At 62.4% G+C, this 18,123-nt stretch carries 13 protein-coding genes; 6 read left to right on the top strand and 7 right to left on the bottom strand.

The window, feature by feature from the left end:
* The 3 genes from ACH2EI_RS19545 to ACH2EI_RS19535 all read right to left on the bottom strand — a co-directional run.
* On the bottom strand, positions 1-2,614 hold a 2,614-nt coding region (locus tag ACH2EI_RS19545), incomplete at its 3' end, for an RND family transporter (RefSeq protein WP_395161245.1).
* Between the two features lie 373 nt (positions 2,615-2,987).
* A complete protein-coding gene (locus tag ACH2EI_RS19540) occupies positions 2,988-3,572 on the bottom strand; it encodes an orotate phosphoribosyltransferase (protein ID WP_395154540.1) in 585 nt (194 codons plus the stop codon).
* 69 nt (positions 3,573-3,641) lie between these two features.
* The gene (locus ACH2EI_RS19535; RefSeq protein WP_395154541.1) at positions 3,642-4,457 is read right to left on the bottom strand and encodes an acyl-CoA thioesterase; all 816 of its coding nucleotides are present in this window, start codon (positions 4,455-4,457) and stop codon (positions 3,642-3,644) included.
* Between the two features lie 81 nt (positions 4,458-4,538).
* Here ACH2EI_RS19535 and ACH2EI_RS19530 point away from each other — a divergent pair, with 81 nt between their 5' ends.
* On the top strand, positions 4,539-4,955 hold the full coding sequence (locus ACH2EI_RS19530; RefSeq protein ID WP_395161243.1) for a hypothetical protein: 417 nt from the start codon (positions 4,539-4,541) through the stop codon (positions 4,953-4,955).
* A 9-nt stretch (positions 4,956-4,964) separates the two neighbouring features.
* On the opposite strand, the gene purB is transcribed toward ACH2EI_RS19530, so the two are convergent.
* Both purB and ACH2EI_RS19520 read right to left on the bottom strand, forming a co-directional pair.
* A complete protein-coding gene (gene purB / locus ACH2EI_RS19525) occupies positions 4,965-6,239 on the bottom strand; it encodes an adenylosuccinate lyase (RefSeq protein ID WP_395156944.1) in 1,275 nt (424 codons plus the stop codon).
* Between the two features lie 23 nt (positions 6,240-6,262).
* Positions 6,263-7,552: an adenylosuccinate synthase gene (locus ACH2EI_RS19520; protein WP_395156946.1), complete on the bottom strand. Its 1,290-nt coding sequence runs from the start codon at positions 7,550-7,552 to the stop codon at positions 6,263-6,265.
* Positions 7,553-7,796: 244 nt separating this feature from the next.
* Between ACH2EI_RS19520 and hisD the strand changes: the two genes are divergently transcribed.
* The 3 genes from hisD to ACH2EI_RS19505 all read left to right on the top strand — a co-directional run bounded on the left by hisD (position 7,797) and on the right by ACH2EI_RS19505 (position 11,152).
* The gene (gene hisD, locus ACH2EI_RS19515; RefSeq protein WP_395156948.1) at positions 7,797-9,119 is read left to right on the top strand and encodes a histidinol dehydrogenase; all 1,323 of its coding nucleotides are present in this window, start codon (positions 7,797-7,799) and stop codon (positions 9,117-9,119) included.
* A gap of 101 nt (positions 9,120-9,220) precedes the next feature.
* Entirely contained in the window at positions 9,221-9,922 is a 702-nt protein-coding gene (locus ACH2EI_RS19510) for a response regulator transcription factor (RefSeq protein WP_395156950.1), read from the top strand.
* A gap of 3 nt (positions 9,923-9,925) precedes the next feature.
* On the top strand, positions 9,926-11,152 hold the full coding sequence (locus tag ACH2EI_RS19505; RefSeq protein ID WP_395161241.1) for a sensor histidine kinase: 1,227 nt from the start codon (positions 9,926-9,928) through the stop codon (positions 11,150-11,152).
* Between the two features lie 123 nt (positions 11,153-11,275).
* Here the strand turns inward: ACH2EI_RS19505 and ACH2EI_RS19500 are convergent, their stop codons facing one another.
* Positions 11,276-13,777, bottom strand: a complete 2,502-nt coding sequence (locus tag ACH2EI_RS19500) for an ATP-dependent Clp protease ATP-binding subunit (RefSeq protein ID WP_395161239.1) — start codon at positions 13,775-13,777, stop codon at positions 11,276-11,278.
* Positions 13,778-14,182: 405 nt separating this feature from the next.
* Between ACH2EI_RS19500 and ACH2EI_RS19495 the strand changes: the two genes are divergently transcribed.
* Together ACH2EI_RS19495 and ACH2EI_RS19490 are read left to right on the top strand one after the other, a co-directional pair.
* Positions 14,183-17,185, top strand: coding sequence for a DEAD/DEAH box helicase (locus ACH2EI_RS19495; protein ID WP_395156956.1), 3,003 nt, complete (start codon positions 14,183-14,185; stop codon positions 17,183-17,185).
* Position 17,186: 1 nt separating this feature from the next.
* Positions 17,187-17,906 (top strand): SWIM zinc finger family protein, encoded by a 720-nt coding sequence (locus ACH2EI_RS19490; protein ID WP_395161237.1) that lies wholly within the window; start codon positions 17,187-17,189, stop codon positions 17,904-17,906.
* A 22-nt stretch (positions 17,907-17,928) separates the two neighbouring features.
* Here ACH2EI_RS19490 and ACH2EI_RS19485 read toward each other — a convergent pair.
* A partial coding sequence (locus ACH2EI_RS19485) for a hypothetical protein (protein ID WP_395161235.1) occupies positions 17,929-18,123 on the bottom strand: 195 nt, incomplete at its 5' end.

Below are 18,123 nucleotides of genomic sequence, written 5' to 3'. Positions count from 1 at the left end.
CGAACAACACGCCGCCGACAAGTGTGGTCGGTCGTTCCGTGCCGAATCCCGACGGGTCGATCGCCGGGCCACTCGGCGCGGCGCCAGCGACGGTCGTGGTCGGTGCAGGAGCGACGGTAGTCGGGATAGTCGGGGTAGTCGTCGCCGGCGGGGTGGCTGCATGGGCGACCTGATTGGACTGGCCTGACGACGTATCGGCAGTTGCATACACAGCGACAATGCCAGCGGCGAGCGCCACCACTGCGATTGCTGCACCGACCGTTTGTTTGCCGGGGATCTTGGCGGCCATGCGCACCGAAGCGGCCCGATCAAAGCCCTGCTCTTGTGTCCCCAGCCAACCGCGCGCGTCCACCCACACTGCGAGGGGCGGCATGACAACCAGGGCGGCCAGCAGGGCGATTGCCACGTTGAGCGTGACGATGATGCCGAAGTCGCGGAGCAGCGGCAGCGCTGATCCGATGAGCACAGCAAAACCGCCAATGGTGGTCATCGCCGATGTGAAGAAGGCACGACCCGTTCGGCTTGCAGCAGTGTCGGTTGCCTCACGCGGGCTCAGACCCCGTTGACGTTCTTCGAGATATCGACCGAGGATCAACACCGAGAACTCGGCACATGACGCAATGACCAATGGGCCCGACACCGTCGTGAGGGGGCTCAACGAGAAGCCGAGCAGACCGACGAACAGCGACGACACACCGACCGCCAACACGACGGGAACAAGCGCAAGAAGCGCCCGGGTCGCACTGCGGAAACGGAGGACGAGGAAGATGCCAGCAAGCATCAACGCGAGGTAGGTGAGATTGGCGCGGTTCGCCGAGAGGTTCTCGAGCAGGCCGATGCCGACGGTGGCGAGCCCAGCAGGCGTGGCTCGAACAGCGGTCTGACTGTCGGGCAACTCGTTGAGCAGCACGCTGTCGGCCGGAAGGTCGAGTGCAGCGATGCGCGCATCGAGATCCTCAGAGAGACTCTTGACGAGCACGGCACGTTCGTCGAGGCCACTCGGTGCAAGACGCAGGTTGACCTGCGTCGCCGTGCCCTCGACGTTGACGAGCGCTTGTGCGATGTCGGGCGCGACAGCTTGCGCTGCTCGGCCCGCACTGGCGACATCCTCAGAAGTCGGTGCAATTTCGGTGGCGCCGTCGATCGAGATGATCTTGGCCATCGTGTTGACGAGGCTCGAAGAGGTGACCACCTCGGGCCGTGCCTCGGCAGCGACCGTGAAGTCGTAAATCATCTGCACGACGGCGGGGTCATACACATTGTTCGCCTGGACAAGGATGCCGAGCGTGGTGCCAAACCCCGTCGACTCTTCGAGTTGGTCAATGTCGGCAACGGTCTGGCTGCCTTGGTCGATCCACTTGACCGAATCGGACTCGATCTTGGTGCCCCCTTCAGCGAGTATCCCGCCGATGAACAACGCCATCGAGACGACGATCAATGCGGGGGCCAGCTTGGTGGGGAGACCGCCGAGCTTGACAACGAGCTTCTCGACGGACGAGACCGGTCGGACGTTCGTCGGCCTGGACCACTCACGGATACCCAGTGCCGAAACCGGCACAACAATGCCCACGATGACCAACACGACAACGCCGACTGCCAGCAGCACGCCGAAGTCTCGAATCATCGGGACCTTGGAGATCCGTAGAGCCAAGAACGCCAGGATGCCTGCGATGGTCGCTGCGATCAGAGGCGGTGCAACGTTGGCTACGGTCTCTGACATCGGGTGCGCGTCTTGGTCGATGACCACTTCTTCTTCGACTCGGTTGTGAATCTGGATCGCGAAGTCGATACCGAGGCCAATCAAAATCGGCAGACCGGAGATCGTGACGAGCGACAGGTCAATACCGATCAGGCCGAGGATCGAGAACGACCACGCCACACCGACGAGCACGGCGAGCAGTGGCAGCAGCCGCCAGCGCACCTTGAAGATCAGGAACAGGATGACAGCCATCACAGCGAGTGCCGCCAAGCCGAGGGTGACCATGCCGCCCTTGAGGTAGTCGTTGATCTCAGCGAGATACACCGGCGAGCCAGTGACCGTCAGGTCGAAGCCTTCGATGTTCGCCGACTCGAGAACTTCGACGACCTGCTTGGTGCCGGCGCTCTGCTCGTCGAGCGTTGCGTTGCCGGCGAGAATCACACCGCCAACAGCGGTCTGGTTGATGGGGCCACCGTCAACGTTCGGGAACGTGGAGGCAAGCGACTTACGGATCTTCAACTCCTCGGCGGGCGGCGCGGTGACAGCCCCTCCTACTGCAGTGAATCCCTCGTTGCCAAACACGAGCAGTTCAACCCAGTCGGGGTTCTCGAGCGTCTGGTCACCAGCAGCGCCTCGTCGGGCGAGCGAGACGGAGATGTCGGCGCTCCGCGCTTCGGCGCCAGCCTCATCGCGGTCGAATGCCGACAGCAGGGCGTTTGTGCCGACCGCGCTGGTGACCGGTTGGGAGGTCACAAGTTCGGAACTGAACGTGGCTGAGGTGAGCGGTGTGACGACGGAGAACACCTCAGGAATCTCTGCCAGAGCCGCGTTGATCCGCTGGAACTCGGCAAGGTTGTTGCCCTTCAGTAAATCACTGACATCGACTTCGGCGCCGGCCTGTGCGGTGAAGAGCAAGATGACGGTCTCGCCGCCGAAGTTGTCCTGGAACTCGACATTGTCGATTGCGGTCTGCGAGTCAGGGTTGAGGTAACTGTCCTGGCCGGTCGCGAACTCGATCTAACGGGCACCGAGTGCCAACACCGCGGTGATCACGACGACCGCAGCGATCACGATCTTCCACTGCTTGCCAAGCTGCACGCCTGCGGCGCGCCAGAACTTTTCCATCACGACTCCCCTCAAGAAACCACGCCGTGCACGATCGAGCGCAGGCTGTTTAAAACACTCAGCCTTCTGACTCGCGAGAGAAAGTTCGAAACCAAACAGCACGGCTCGGCCACTTCGTCAGGTCGCTCATTCGGACGGCACCGCTCAGCGCCGCAGCGCGACCTCAGGTGCCGAAACCGAAACCGAGGTCCGGCGCAGTGAGGAGCGGCCGGTAGTCGATGTTCTTGCCGGCAGCCATAGCCGCACACGTGCCGCCACGATCAACGATGACGGTCATGAAGACTGGGATTGCTCCGAACGCCGCGATCTGATCGGCAGCTTCGATCAGCGACGTGCCACGAGTTGTCGTGTCTTCGGTGACCAGCACCCTGTCGCCGGGCTGCAGCGCGCCAGCAATACGACCGGTGATGCCGCCCTGCTTGGCTTCCTTGCGAACACTGAAGCTGCGCAGCGTGTGCCCGCGAGTCGCGGCGACTGCCTGCACGCCGTAGGCCACAGGGTCGCCACCCATCGTCAAACCGCCGATGGCATCGATGCCATCGAAATCGGCGCCGAACACTTCGATGAGTGCATCGGTCACGGCGATGATGCCGTCGGCGCGACACGCCGTTTGTTTGGTGTCGAGGAACCAGGTGCTCTTGGCCCCCGACTTCAGGGTGAAGTCACCAGTCTTGACCGAGTGCTCCAGCACATGGTCGCGCAGCCGATCGAGCGTCGGCGAGAGGTCGGGAAGCGCAGCATCACTCATCGCTGTCCGAACTTACCTGTGAGTCCGCCCCGACGAAGAAAATCGCTGCCGGGCGGTGCCGCGACTCGGTCATGGCTTGGCCGCACGATCGCGCAGCAGGACCTCTTGCGTCACGGTTGCAACGTGCGTGCCATCGGGAGTGAAAACGTGCCCGTGGGCCAGGCCGCGGCCGCCAACGAAATGCTGGCAGGTGAAGTCGTACAGGTGCCAGCGGTCAGCGCGCAACGGACGGTGGAACCAGATCGTGTGGTCGAGGCTGGCACCAAAGAACCGGTCGTCCTCGCCCATCGCAGCCGCTGCCTCCGGATGCGCATGCATCACCGCCTCCGTCGGGATGTCGTCCGAGAGGAATGCCAGCCATGCGCGGTGCAGCAACTGCGCCGAGGCTTCAGCGGGGTCTCCGAGTTCGTGGTTCACCTTCATCCACACGACCGTGCGCCCAGCGCCGTCGCGGCTCGGGCCCTGCACTGCCTTGGCCGGCACCACGACTCGATCGAAGGTCTCCGTCCACGATGACGCCTCCAACGAGTTGGCCGCCGGAACGTCCGGCATCAGAATCGACTGCACGCTGGCCGCAGGTTCGGGCCGCTGGAACGAACTCTCGGCGTTGAGGATTGCGCCGATTGCCTGCCTGGCGACCACTCGGCGGGTCGAGAAACTGCGCCCGTTCCTGATCCGATCGACTTCGTACCGGACGGGTTCAGTGGCGTCACCAGGACGGATGAAGTAGGCGCGAATGGAATGCGGTTCCAGGTCGGACTCAACCGTCAGGGTCGCTGCACGCAACGCTTGCGCGACAATCTGACCGCCGTACAAGCCGCCCCACGGATACTGCGGGCCCGTCCCGACGAAGACATCGGTGCCATGCGGAGAAAGTTCGAACATTCTGAGCAACCTATTCGAATATCCCCATAAACCAGTATGAACCGATTGGTTCAATCGTCAGAGTCGAATAGGGTGCTGGCCATGGCAGCAAAGCGTGGTCCGAAAACACCAATGTCCAACGAACACAAGGCAGCGCTCGCAAAGGGCCGGGTCGAAGGTCGAGTCGTCCGCGAGTATCTCGAAGGCCTGCGAGCAACAAAGCCAAAGCGTGGCCGCAAACGGACTGCTGAAACAGTGACTACTCGGCTCGAAACAATCGATACTGAGCTGGAATCAGCATCGCCTCTCGACGAGCTACTTTTGGTTCAAGAACGCCGTGACCTGCGGTCCGAATTAGAATCGATGTCCGACACGATCGACATGGAGCGGCTCGCAGCAAAGTTCGTCACCGTGGCCAAAAGCTATAGCCGGAGCAAGCAGATCTCATACCAGTCGTGGCGTGACGTTGGTGTCGAGGCAAGCGTCCTCAAGGCCGCCGGTATTTCCAAGGGCGACTGACTCCTCGATTCAGATCTGGATCGCGTCGACCGCTTCAAAGACGCGGCCGAGGTTCGACAACGAACGACGCAAGTCGAACGCGTCGTCAAGCATTGAGTTGTCGACGTCATCGTCGGCTTCGAGCAATGACCTGAAGTCGACGCCATCGTCCCACGCCTGCATCGCATTGCGCTGCACGATCCGGTACGCCTCGTCGCGGGTCTTGCCCGCCTGCACGAGCGACAGCAGCACCGGCTGGCTAAACACCAGCCCGTAGCTGGCATCGAGGTTTGCCTGCATCCGCTCAGGCATGACGACAAGCCCCGAGAGCAGACGACGCAATCGCCGCATCATGTAGTAGGCGAGTTGCGACGAATCCGGGAGAATCACGCGCTCGACCGACGAGTGGGAGATATCGCGCTCATGCCAGAGCGCAATGTCTTGCAAACCAGCGAGAAGGTTCGAGCGAACGACACGCGCTAATCCGGAGATTGTTTCAGCGGAAATCGGATTCCGCTTGTGTGGCATTGCCGACGATCCCTTCTGCCCCGGTTTGAAGCCTTCTTGCACTTCGCGGACCTCGGTCCGCTGCAGATGACGGAGTTCGACGGCCATCAATTCGCAGGTCGCAGCTACCGACGAACAGGCATACAGGAACTCGGCGTGACGGTCACGGGCGACGACCTGAGTCGCAGGAACTGGCTTCAGATGGAGCGCATCTCCAACGAATTGTTCGACCGCAGGCGGGATGTTGGAGTAGGTCCCAACGGCTCCGCTCAGCTTCATGACTGCAACCGTGTCGCGGGCAGTACGCAGACGTTCGCGATCACGCTCGACCTGCAGGGCCCAGAGGGCGACTTTGGCGCCGAAGGTTGTTGGCTCGGCGTGGATGCCGTGGGTACGACCAATCATCACCGTGTCGCGGTGCTCGCGCGCCATCTCGATCAACGTGGCGAGTAGCTCGGTCGACGCCTCGATCATCAGATCAGCGGCATCACGCATTGCCCAGCACAGCGCAGTGTCACCGACATCGGAGGATGTGAGGCCGTAGTGGATCCAGGATCCTGCCGGGTCGTTGATCGCGTCCTGCGTGACATCGACGAACGCCGCGACGTCATGGTCGGTAATCGCCTCACGATCGAGGATTTTTGCCAGGAATGCGTCGTCGGCCACCGGAGCATTGGCCCGACAAATCTGAGCAGCCTCCTGCGGAACGACACCAATTGCGGCATGCCCTTCAGTGGCCAGCAGTTCAACCTCAAGCCAGCGCGCGAATTTGGCCGTATCAGACCAAACAGCATCCATCTCCGGAGTGGAGTAGCGCGGGATCATGAAGCGGTACCCGGCGTTTCCCAAATGAGGTAGTCGCCGCGTTCGGCGCCGACGCCGACCACGTTGATGCGAACGCCGACTTCGCGTTCGACGACAGCGATGAACGCCTTGGCCTCGGCTGGCAGGTCACCCGGTTCGCGCATCTCGTTGATCGGTGTCTTCCAGCCGGGCAGCTCTTCGTACACCGGCTCAATCCGTTCGAGCACGTCGTACTGGTCCGGGTAATCGGTGACCGGTTCGCCATCGAGCGTGTAACCGGTGCAGATCTTCACCGTGTCAAAACCGTCGAGGATGTCGAGCTTCGTGAGCGACAATTCGGTGAGCGAGTTGAGTCGCACCGCGTGGCGCAACATCACGCAGTCGAGCCATCCGCAACGACGAGCACGACCTGTGACCGTGCCAAATTCGCGACCGACTTCGGAGAGCATCTTGCCGTCGTCGTCGAACAACTCGGTGACGAACGGGCCGGCACCCACACGCGTGGTGTACGCCTTGGTGATCCCAACGATCCGGCTGAGGTCGCGTGGGCCCAAGCCCGAGCCGACCGAAGCGCCGCCAGCTGTCGGGTTCGATGACGTCACGTAGGGATACGTGCCGTGATCGAGGTCGAGGAAGGTCGCTTGCGCGCCTTCGAGCAGGATGTGGGCATCTTCGGCCAGCGCGTTGTGTAGCAAGCTGATCGTGTCGGAAAGATACGGCACGAGACGTGCGCCGTACGTCGAGAAGCGCTCGACCATGTCCTCGACGTCAAGTTCGTCGCCGCCGGCCTCGCTGATCAACTTGTTCTCGACCGTTGCGCGTTCGCGGATCAGTCGAGCAAAACGTTCGGGGTCACGTGCGTCGCCGGCACGGATGCCGACGCGGCGCATCTTGTCGGCGTACGCCGGGCCGATACCGCGCAACGTGGTGCCGAGCTTGTCGTCGCCGCGCATTGCCTCGGAGATCGCGTCGTGGCTCTGGTGCCACGGGAAAATGAGGTGCGCCCGGGTGGAGACCTTGAGGTCGGAGCAGGAGTTGCCCCGCGACTCGAGCATGTCGACCTCGTTGAAGAGCGTCGGCATGTCGACAACAACACCGTTGCCGATCACCGGGATCACATGCGGATACAAGATGCCGGAGGGCACAAGCTGCAAGGCGTACTTCTCGCCGTCAACCACCACGGTATGGCCCGCGTTGTGGCCGCCCTGGTAGCGCACGACATAGGTGTGCTCTTTCGACAAGAGGTCGATGACTTTGGCTTTACCTTCGTCGCCCCATTGGGCTCCGATAACGACCGTAACTGGCATTGACGCTCCCCTTCGCAGGGTGTGAGAGGAATCCGACCACCGCTCGACGTGCCGAGCGAAAGTGGCGAATGGAACGTGATGTGACACTACTGCCAGGCGGTGCGACCTCAGTCATCCGTTCGATTCTCCGGCGTGCTTTTTGTCAAGCCGATGCAACACCGATGATCCCCCACCTGCTCACACACCTGCTCCTTCGCCCGATCCCGCAGCGCCAGTCGAAGGGCTCGACGGTAATCTTGGTGACATGACCGTAATGCGACGCCAGGTGTGGAACGAGATGGGCAGCGATGCTCGGGCCGCCCTGATGCACCGCGGTATCGACGACATCTTCGACCCAGAATTGCGAACTTCGATCGGCATCATTCTCGAAGACGTTCGCCGTCGCGGCGACGCGGCGGTCTGTGATGCACTGGCCAAGTTCGATGGAATAGCGCTCACCCCTGACCAACTCCGAGTCAGCACGGCCGAGTTCGAGCAGGCAGTCGTGTCTGACGCCGTTGACGAGGCCATCGACGACGCAATCATCCACCTGCGCACCTTCAACGAAGCACAGATGCAGCAGTCTCGCGACTGGAGCGTCGAGAGCGAACCAGGTCTGACCGTCGGCGAGAAGATCACGCCGATTAGTTCCGTCGGTCTGTTCACACCGTCCGGCAAGGCGAGCTATCCGAGCGTTGCGTATCAACTCGCCGTTCCAGCAGTCGTCGCCGGCGTCCCCAAGGTGTCGCTCGTCGTTCCGCCTGTTCCCGGTGGATCAGGCGAGATCGACCCGGCTGTCCTGGTCGTTTGCCGCAAGCTTGGCATCGAGAATGTGTTCCGCGTCAATGGCCCGGCGGGCATCGCAGCACTCGGTTTCGGCACCGAGTCGATCGACAAGGTCGTCAAGATCGTCGGGCCCGGTTCGCCCGCCGTCACGATCGCCCAGGTCGAGATGCAACGGTTCGGCACATCGACCATGATGCTGCTCGGCCCCACCGAGAGCCTCGTCATCGCCGATGAAACGGCCGACCCGGTCCGCCTCGCGGCGGACCTGCTGATCGAGGCGGAACACGGCACCGACAGTTCCGTCGTTCTCCTGACCACTTCGGCCGCTCTCGCTGACGCCACCGACACCGAACTCGACCGCCAGCTCGCCGCCCTGCCCGAGGTACGCGCCACAGCATGCCGCGCCTCGCTCGGGCCGAACGGTGGATGCGTTCTTGTCGACGATCTCGACACCGCCATCGCTGTGGCCAATGAATACGCCGCCGAACACCTCCAGGTTGCTGTCGCCGACGCCGACATCGACCGTGTTGTCGACGGTTTGGTGAATGCCGGCGAAATTCTGATCGGTCAAGACACCCCGTTCAGCGCTGCCAACTTCATCCTCGGCTGCCCCGCATCGCTACCGACGAGCGGCTTTGCGCACGTGGCGTCAGGTATCACCGCCAATGCGTTCTTGAAGCGGACCGCAATTGCTCGCTCCAACGGAACCGCAATCCGGCGCATGGCCTCAAACGTCATCGCGCTGGCCGATCACGAGGGCTTCCCTGCCCACGCGAACGCGCTGCACCTTCGCAACACTTGAAGTGGCCTGAAATCAGGAGAGGCGGAAGGGTCCGAAGAGTCGGAAGGCTGCGCTGCGGCATACACGTGCGCTGACGGTGGGGCGCGTACGCTGATGCCGTCATGGCCACGGTCTTGCTCGTCGAAGACGACGAACGAATCAGCGAGCCGCTGGTCCGCGTCTTGCGATCAGAATCTTTCGACGTCGTTCACGTCGCCGCCGGTCACCCGGCGTTGCTGGCAATCGACGAGGCGCAACCCGATCTACTGCTCCTCGATCTGACCTTGCCCGACATCGATGGCCTCGATGTTTGCCGCAAAATCCGGGCCAAGTATCCGGACCTCCCGATCATCATGCTGACGGCTCGCGCAGAGGAAATGGACGTCATCGTCGGGCTCAACGCCGGTGCTGACGACTACGTGGCCAAGCCTTTCCGACTCGCCGAACTCGTGGCCCGAATCCGGGCTCGCCTGCGCATCTCTGAACAGACGGCGTCGGTTCCCGTACCGCCCAAGCTGCTTGGTGCCGGCATCATCCTCGACACGACGGCGCGTCGATGTAGCGTGATCGATAACGCTGGAAAAAGCGGCGAAGTCGAGTTGACGGCAAAAGAATTCGACCTGCTCGTTCTCCTCATGCAGCAACCCGAAGTGACCCTCAAGCGCGAGGAGATCATGGCCAAGGTTTGGGACGAGAACTGGTGGGGCTCGACCCGAACGCTCGACACCCACATTTCGACGCTGCGGCGCAAGATTCACGACGACACCGATCCTCCGTCGAAGATCATCACCGTGCGCGGCGTCGGCTTCCGCTTCACACCCTGACCCGTGCGACGCCGACTCGTTCTGTCGACGATCCTTGTTGTCTCGATCGTTCTGCTGATCTTGACCGTACCGGTCACTCTCATGTTGCGCGAAGCCGCGACGAACGAGCTCACTGCCCAGAAGATGCAGGAAGCCACGACTGTTGCGGCGGCACTTGCTGAGGATCTTGCAGCAGGGGGACCCGTTGACTTGACCGTCACCGACGCGCTGGTCGCCGAGGGTGACGGCGTGCGCGTCCTCAGTGCGAACGGCGAGGTCATTGCCGAACAAAATGTGGACGGCATTGGCTCCCCGTACCGATCGAGCATCGACGGGCCGAACGGAACACAGGTCGAGGTGTTCTCGAGTAACGATGAAATCAACCGGCGCTTCATCGACCAATTGGTGCGGCTGCTTGTCGTTGCGCTCTTCGCCGTCGCTGCAGCCGCCGCACTCGCATTCGTCCAAGCCCGACAGCTCGCCAGACCGCTCGAACGTCTCGCCCGATCAGCCACACGGCTCGGTGATGGCGACTTCACCGCCACGCCACCGTCACCATCCGGGATTGCAGAGATCGACGGTATCTCGCGTGCGATTCGGCTCAGCGGAAACCGAGTCGAACGTATGCTTGAATCGGAACGAGGGTTCACCGCCGATGCCACGCATCAGCTGCGGACCGGCCTCACCGGGGTCGCCATGCGACTCGAGATCCTTGAGCGCCACCACGATCCCGAAGTGGCTCATGAGGCGGCCACAACGCTCAGCCAAATCCACGAGCTCAACACGACGCTCGACGAGTTGCTGCGTGTGGCACGCAGGGGCACCACCGGCGAACGGACCGAACTCGACCTCACGGCACTCGTGGACCATCACGTGACCGACTGGCAGGATCAGTTCGCCAAGAAGCGACGCCAGATCGTCGTCTCGACCGGCATCGTTCACCCGGTGATCGGCACCCCTGGGCTCATCGGACAGATTCTCAACGTCCTGATCGAGAACTCGCTGCGTCATGGCCGAGGCACCCTGGCGCTGCTGGTCAGCGAAACGAGCGTGTTGATCGAAGACGAGGGGACCGGCATCGACCAATCGAAGGCAGCCACGCTCTTCGACCGGCCCATCGACCACCACGCGGCACACGGCCGTGGGCTCTCGCTGGCGCGTCGACTCGCAGAGGCTGACGGAGGCCGCCTGGAACTCGTCAAGCTCCAGCCAGCGACATTCAGGCTCTCATTGCTCTCTGCACGCAGTTGATTGTCGCCGGGCGAGTCCGGACCGGGGCCCGAAAAAGCAGGAACCCGAGGATGGAAACCCGAGGTTCCCTCAAGTCATCCGTTCAAGTCACCGTTCAAGTCGCCGTTCAAGTCACCGTTCAAGTCATCGTTCTGCAGCGCCAACAATGAGCCTTGGATGTTCTTCAGTTCCGGGCCGAACGGTGATCCGCCCGCCTTCTGGGACGCCGCCGTCGAGGATCAGTATCGCGGCCGGGTCAGCGATCTCACGCTGAATGATCCGCTTCAACGGACGAGCGCCGAACGACGGGTCGTAGCCGTCGCGCGCGAGTTGAGCCATGGCTGCGTCGTCGATGTCGAGTGCGATTCGTTTCGCATCGAGCCGCTTGCGGAGCAGTTCGAGCTGCACTTTGACGATGGCGTACAGATCCTCTTCTGACAGCGAGCGGAACCGGATGATGTCGTCGACCCGGTTGATGAACTCCGGCTTGAAGAAGTCGAGCGGGTCGCCGGGGAGATTCGATGTCATGATCAACACGACGTTCGTGAAATTGACGGTGCGCCCCTGTCCGTCGGTCAGCCGACCGTCATCGAGCAACTGGAGCAACGTATTGAACACATCAGGGTGTGCCTTCTCGATTTCGTCGAGCAGCACGACCGAATACGGCCGGCGGCGGACCGCTTCGGTGAGCTGCCCGCCCTCGTCGTAACCGACGTATCCCGGGGGCGCGCCGATCAGGCGAGACACAGAGAACTTCTCCAGGTACTCACTCATGTCGATACGCACCATCGACTTCTCGTCGTCGAAGAGGAACTCAGCGAGCGCTCGGGCCAACTCGGTCTTGCCGACACCGGTCGGGCCGAGGAACATGAACGAACCGATTGGCCGGTTCGGGTCGCTCAGCCCGGCGCGGCTGCGGCGGACCGCGTTGGCGACCTTCGTCACGGCGTCGTCCTGACCAATGACCCGCTTGTTGAGTAGCCCCTCAAGGTTGACCAGTTTGTGCGTCTCGGACTCCATCAGACGACTCATCGGGATACCGGTTGCCTTGCCGACGACCTCGGCGATGTCTTCGGCATCAACCTCTTCCTTGAGCATCGCCTTGGTTTCTTGCAACTGATGAAGGTGCGTGGTGGCGTCTTCGATACGCCGCTCGAGCTCGGGGATGCGGCCGTACCTGATCTCGGCAGCAAGTTCGAGGTCAGACTCACGCTCAACCTGTGTACGGAGACCTTCCAGTTCCTCTTTCAGGGAGCGGATCGCGCTGATCGCCTGCTTTTCCTGCTCCCAGTGCTCTCTCATTTCCGTATTGGAGACATTGAGCTGAGCGAGCTCGTCGTGCAAGACATCGAGCCGTTCCGCCGACAGCTTGTCGCTCTCTTTTTCGAGCGCGACCTGTTCGATCTCCAACTGCAGGATGCGGCGCTGCACCACGTCGATCTCGGTCGGCAGCGAGTCGATCTCGATACGCAGCTTCGATGCTGCCTCGTCCATCAGGTCGATTGCTTTGTCGGGCAGGAAGCGCGACGTGATGTAGCGGTCAGACAGCACCGCAGCGCTGATCAGCGCTGAGTCCTGGATGCGTACGCCGTGGTGCACTTCGTACCGCTCCTTGAGGCCGCGCAGGATCCCGATCGTGTCATCGACCGACGGCTCACCCACGTACACCTGTTGGAAGCGGCGCTCGAGCGCGGGATCTTTCTCGACGTACTTGCGGTACTCATCGAGCGTGGTGGCACCGATCATCCTGAGCTCACCGCGCGCCAGCATCGGCTTAATCATGTTGCCGGCATCCATGGCGCCCTCGGCACCGCCCGCTCCGACGATCGTATGAAGTTCGTCGACGAACGTGATGACTTGACCGTCAGCGTCGATGATCTCTTTTAAGACGGCCTTCAAGCGCTCTTCGAACTCACCGCGGTACTTCGCTCCGGCGAGCATCGCGCCAATGTCGAGTGCGATCAGCCGCTTGTTCTTGAGACCTTCGGGAACGTCACCATCAGCGATACGCGCGGCGAGACCTTCGACGATCGCTGTCTTGCCGACACCCGGCTCACCAATGAGCACCGGGTTATTCTTCGATCGACGAGACAGCACCTGAATGGCTCGGCGGATCTCGTCGTCGCGGCCAATAACAGGGTCGATCTTGCCGTCTCGGGCACGGGCGGTCAGGTCCTGGCCGTACTTCTCGAGGGCCCCGAACTTCTCTTCAGGGTTCTGATCGGTAATGCGATGCGAACCGCGCACATCTTTCAACGCGACCAACAGTTCTTCGGAGCCGATGTCGAGGCGGTCATTCATCGCGAGCAACAGGTGCTCAACCGACAAGAAGTCGTCGCCGAGGTCTTTCTGGTACTTCTCGGCGTTGTTGACCGTGTTGGTCAGCTCCTTGCTCATCCGCGGCTCGTCGCCGCCGTAGGCCTTGGGGAGGTTCTGGACACGCTCGTCGAGCTTGTTGCGCACCATCAGGGGTGCCTGGCCGAGCTTGGCGAGTACCGCCGGAATGATCGTCCCGTCCTGGCGCATCATGGCACCCAGCACGTGGTCAGTGGTCAGCTCAGGGTTGGACAGGCTCTTGGCCTGGTCGATCGCTGCAGAGAACGCCTCCTGGGTCTTGATGGTCCATTTCTTCGGGTCAAATACCATGTCGTGTCCGCCCACTTCCTGTGCTTCGTCTTAGTCCGTCAACAATGTTGAGTCTCATCCTATCAAGATTGAGCCCAGTCGATCATCCGATCGAGCCGCCAACGCAAGGCACTCGTCGACGGCAACGGCCCGTCCATGAACGCCAGGTACGGCACCTCCACAGTCATGAACACAGCTCCAGACTACGACGCTGCCCGCAGGGCGTTGACACCGAGGGGTTTCCGTCATCTTTTCCATCATCTTTTCCGTCATTTTCTCCGTCATTTTCTCTGTCATTTTCTCCGTCAGCAGCGGCTCCATTTGAGTCGCGAACTCGACCACGGCCAACGCGCAACGTGACGTGCGGCCCACGAGCACATTCGCTCCACACCCCGCCTGTGACAACGGCTCGGTATCGTTAATCTGATGTCCCGGTACCGCCCGCCTTACGTTGCCCAAGGCACGTGGCGATCCGGTGCACTGCACGTGTGGGGTTGGAATGGTGTCGACACCGCATCGATGGCCTGGCTGTACTCCGGATTCCGCCAAATTGGCGACGACGGCCGGCGCACCGGCTGGCACGATTCCCCCATCTCGTACGGCGCGATCGGTCGGGTAACAATCGATGTCCCGAGCCATCACACGATGCACGCATCGTCCGTCCAGCTCGACTCGATCGGGACCGCGGTCTGGCTCAGCGAACTGCCAGCATCGGAGTTCCTGTCCGACTCGCTTGCCTGGTTCGCGCGCCTCGCCGAACTCGCTCGGTACACCGTGTCGTCCAACCGAATCGTGCCGTCGATCGTCAACGAGGGCCCATTCATCGTCGGGCGCTGGGCGGCCGTCACCGACGAACCGATCGAAGCAATACTCGCGGCGCTCGACACATCGATGCCCGATATCTGCGTGGCAGGTTCCGGCGTGAACTCCACCCGGATCTACAACCAACTCGTCGACGGCATCGCCCGATCGTTCCTCCACCAGAGCGGATGGAAGGCCAACCTCGGGCGTCAGCGCAAGCCTGCCGCACAGGCATTGCGATCGCTGTTCGGTGCACTGTCGAAGCCCGACCACGTGATGCGCGGCACTTCGGGTGAGTACGAGATCGCCATCCAACACCTGCGCGACGACCTCGACCGCCACCGTCGGCGCCTCAACGGCGAACCGGTGTTGGTCCCTCGTCTTCGCCTGATGATCGCCGACGACCCCCTCGACCCGTGGGTGGTCCGGCTCGAACTCGTCGATGACACCGACAGCGCTCGGTGGTGCTCGGCGAATGACGTGTGGGAACGCAATCAAGTCGCTGTCGATATGGCCCGCGGCGAAGAGCACCTGGACAACCTGGCTGAAATGCTCGGCGAGGTCGTCAGTCGCATTGGTGGCGTACCTGGCCTCGCCGACCTCGCGCTCCAACACGAGCCGACCAGCGTCGAGCTCGAACTCGATGTTGCCGAAGACTTCATCGACCTCGCGCCGCAACAACTCGACCAGCTCGGCGTCGAACTCATCGGCCCCGAGCGGCTGGTGCGAACACGCGTCAACGTCAGCGGCGAAGCCACGCCGTCGCCGCCTGATGACCGTACGAAGCAGTTCGGCAAGGACGCACTCGTCAAGTGGAAGTTGGTGATCGGCGACGAAGAAATTTCCGACGCCGAGATCGCCCGTGCCGAAGAGGCCGGCGCCACCTTGCTCCACACCGGGCAGCGCTGGGTGCGCATCGACGCCGCCGAGCTCCGTCGCAAGCGTGAGCAGCTCACTGATCTCAAGACCAACCACAGCAGGGTCAAGCCACTCGAACTGATGCGGCTCGCCAACGACGAGGGCAGCACCGACGAGAACCCGCTCATTTTCGTCCACGATGCACCCGGCCAGGGCGATGCGGCCGACCCGTACGACGCTGACGGCACCGTCGCGCGCGATCGGCTCGCAGCCGATTGGGTCCGTGAACTGCTGGCCGGCCTCCCTGACGAAGAACTCGAAGAGACCCAGGAGTCACCGGAGTTCGTCGGCGAACTGCGTCACTATCAACGACGTGGCTTGTCGTGGCTGCAGTTCCTCGCCAAACTCGGGCTCGGCGGGGTACTGGCTGACGACATGGGGCTCGGCAAGACCGCAACCACGCTGGCGCATCTCCTCGAACGTCCAGGGCCGCACCTCGTCATCTGTCCGCTGAGCGTCGTACGCAACTGGAAACGCGAGTCGGAGCGCTTCACCCCCAAGCTCGATGTCGTCATCCATCACGGTGCCACGCGCAGCAAAGCGCTCGCGACCCCTGACTCCGAACTCTTCGTCACCAACCCGGAACGCCAGCTCGTGATCACCACCTACGGCTTGCTCCCTCGTGACCTCGAACACCTCGGCAGCGTCAAGTGGTCGACGGTCGTGCTCGACGAGGCGCAAATGGTGAAGAACCCGAACACCAAGGCAGCCAAGGCGGTCCGGCTGCTCAACGCCGAACAGAAGCTGGCCCTCACCGGCACACCGGTCGAGAACCGATTGAGCGAGCTGTGGGCGATCCTCGATGCGGTCAACCCCGGGTTGCTCGGCAGCCTCACCAAGTTCCGTGACAAGTTCGGCACGCCAATCGAACGCCACCACGATCTTGAAGCCGCGGCACGACTCCGCCGGATGACGCAGCCGTTCATTCTCCGCCGCACCAAGGCCGACAAGCGGCTCCTGCCCGATCTGCCCGACAAGATCGAACAGATCGCGTACGCCAAGCTGACCAGGGAGCAGGCAACGCTCTACCAAAAAATTGTCGACCAACTCCTCCACGATGCCGAGCAAGAGAGCGGCATGAAGCGGCGAGGCCTCGTCCTCGCTGCGCTGATGCGTCTCAAGCAGGTCTGCAATCATCCTGCTCACGCATTGAAGGATGGATCCCGATTGGCCGGCAGGTCGGGCAAGCTCACTCGTTTTGACGAACTCGTCACCGACTTGCTCGACCAGGGCGAGCGAGCCCTGGTCTTCACCCAGTTCCGCGAGATGGGCGAACTCCTCCGACAGCACGTGTCTGAGCAGTTCGGGTTCGACGCGCCCTTCCTCCATGGCGGCGTCACCCGCACACGACGCGACTCGATGGTCGACGAATTCCAGGACGGCAGCGGCCCACCGTTGCTGCTCATCTCGCTGAAAGCGGGCGGCACCGGCCTCAACCTCACCGCTGCATCGCAGGTGATCCACTACGACCGCTGGTGGAACCCGGCCGTCGAAGATCAAGCCACCGATCGCGCATGGCGGCTCGGGCAGGAGCGCACTGTCAATGTCCACAAGCTCGTCTGTGAAGGCACGGTTGAAGAACGCATCGGTCAGGTGATCGACGACAAACGCAAGCTCGCCGACGCCGTCGTCGGCACCGGCGAAGCGTGGCTCTCCGAACTTTCGACCAGCGACTTGCGCGACCTTGTCGTGCTCGAGCAGGACGGCTGAAATGACTCGCCCTCGTAAACCCTTCGGCTCCACACAGCCTGGGCGCCTTCCCGCAACCATGGTCAAGGTGCTCGCCGCCGAGTTAAGTGACCCATCGCGTCATCGCAAGGGTAAGCAGTACGCCAACGACGGTTCGGTCCTCGACATCATCATCGAGCCCGGCATCGTGACCTGCGAGATCCAGGGCTCACGGTCGATGCCCTACGTGGCGTCGATCGAGGTGCTCCCCGGGAGCGGGATGCCGTTGCGTCGCGACCTGACCTGCTCATGTTCCTGCCCTGACGACGACAACTGGGGTGGACACGCCTGCAAGCACGTCGTCGCCGCGCTGTACACGCTGAGCAACGAGTTCCTGATCGAACCCGAACTGCTCGACGTGTGGCGCAACAACAGCGACAGTGACAGTGACAGTGACAGCGAGCGCCGCCGTCGCCGTGATGACGAAGACGAAGATGACGACGAAGATGACGATCTTGAACCTGACGCGGTACGCGGCACGCGCCGCCATCTGTCGATCGTTCGCGACATCGACGACGAACCAGCACCGCGTCCGCCCTCGGTGTTCGAGGATCCGCTGAAGTCGGTGCTGCGTTTGCAGCCCGGCACCGAACTGCCCGACATCCCACAGCTCGAACAAGCCGACCTCCGCAGCCCGCGCGACCGCGACCTCGCCACGGCGCTTCGCGACGCACTCGCACACGTCCGAGTCGACTGGGACTGAGCGTCAGCTCGTCGGGTAATAGTCAGCTCGCCGGGTTCTCGGCGGCGAGGCGCAAAACTTCGTCTTCGGGAAACGCGCCGATCCAGCCGGTGATCGGTGTGCCGTCGGCTGTGAGCAGCACTGCTGCGGGCTGCGAGCTGACCCCGATTGCCTGCCACGAGATGAACGACTCGTCCCAGAGCATGTCGAAGGTCGTCCCGAACTTGTTGTCGTCGTT

Origin of the sequence: Ilumatobacter sp. (genome assembly GCF_041688325.1) — a bacterium.
Lineage (GTDB): Bacteria > Actinomycetota > Acidimicrobiia > Acidimicrobiales > Ilumatobacteraceae > Ilumatobacter_A.
This window is presented reverse-complemented; position numbering and strand designations above follow the sequence as displayed.

Coding starts and splice junctions, on each gene's coding strand:
- ACH2EI_RS19495 (WP_395156956.1), top strand. CDS start 14,183: ATGTCCCGGTACCGCCCGCCTTACGTTGCCCAAGGCACGTGGCGATCC.
- ACH2EI_RS19520 (WP_395156946.1), bottom strand. CDS start 7,552: ATGCCAGTTACGGTCGTTATCGGAGCCCAATGGGGCGACGAAGGTAAA.
- hisD (WP_395156948.1), top strand. CDS start 7,797: ATGACCGTAATGCGACGCCAGGTGTGGAACGAGATGGGCAGCGATGCT.
- ACH2EI_RS19535 (WP_395154541.1), bottom strand. CDS start 4,457: ATGTTCGAACTTTCTCCGCATGGCACCGATGTCTTCGTCGGGACGGGC.
- ACH2EI_RS19500 (WP_395161239.1), bottom strand. CDS start 13,777: ATGGTATTTGACCCGAAGAAATGGACCATCAAGACCCAGGAGGCGTTC.
- ACH2EI_RS19540 (WP_395154540.1), bottom strand. CDS start 3,572: ATGAGTGATGCTGCGCTTCCCGACCTCTCGCCGACGCTCGATCGGCTG.
- ACH2EI_RS19490 (WP_395161237.1), top strand. CDS start 17,187: ATGACTCGCCCTCGTAAACCCTTCGGCTCCACACAGCCTGGGCGCCTT.
- ACH2EI_RS19530 (WP_395161243.1), top strand. CDS start 4,539: ATGGCAGCAAAGCGTGGTCCGAAAACACCAATGTCCAACGAACACAAG.
- purB (WP_395156944.1), bottom strand. CDS start 6,239: ATGGATGCTGTTTGGTCTGATACGGCCAAATTCGCGCGCTGGCTTGAG.
- ACH2EI_RS19510 (WP_395156950.1), top strand. CDS start 9,221: ATGGCCACGGTCTTGCTCGTCGAAGACGACGAACGAATCAGCGAGCCG.